Consider the following 414-nt stretch of genomic DNA (forward strand, 5'->3'; position numbering starts at 1 on the left):
TGTCGCGTGCCGGGTCTGATGGAGGCTCTCATTCCACGGAAGGATGAGAGTCATGGCAGCACCGAGGAAGTACCCCGAGGAGCTTCGGGAGCGGGCGATCCGGATGGCGGTCGATCTGCGGCGTGACCCAGCCACGAGGAGCGGTGCTCTTCGTCGGGTCGGTGAGCAGCTGGGGATCAACCCTGAGACGCTCCGCAACTGGGTCCAGCAGGCCGAGATCGACGAAGGGCATCGCCTTGGCGTCACCACTACGGAGGCACAGCGCATCGCCGAGCTGGAGCGTGAGAACAAGGAGCTTCGGCGAGCGAACGAGATCTTGCGGACGGCGTCGGCGTTTTTCGCCGCGGCGGAGCTCGACCGCAAGCTGAAGTGACCACGGCGGTGCTGGTCGACTACATCGACCAGCACCGCGTC

General features: G+C 65.5%; 1 pseudogene. It reads left to right on the forward strand.

Annotated elements, in window-relative coordinates:
• Nucleotides 1–103: 103 nt before the first annotated feature.
• Nucleotides 104–369: pseudogene (locus K4G59_RS20715) on the forward strand (transposase); the annotation flags it as partial.
• Between the last annotated feature and the right edge of the window lie 45 nt (nucleotides 370–414).

It is taken from the genome of Nocardioides furvisabuli (genome assembly GCF_021083185.1).
GTDB classification, from domain to species: domain Bacteria; phylum Actinomycetota; class Actinomycetes; order Propionibacteriales; family Nocardioidaceae; genus Nocardioides; species Nocardioides furvisabuli.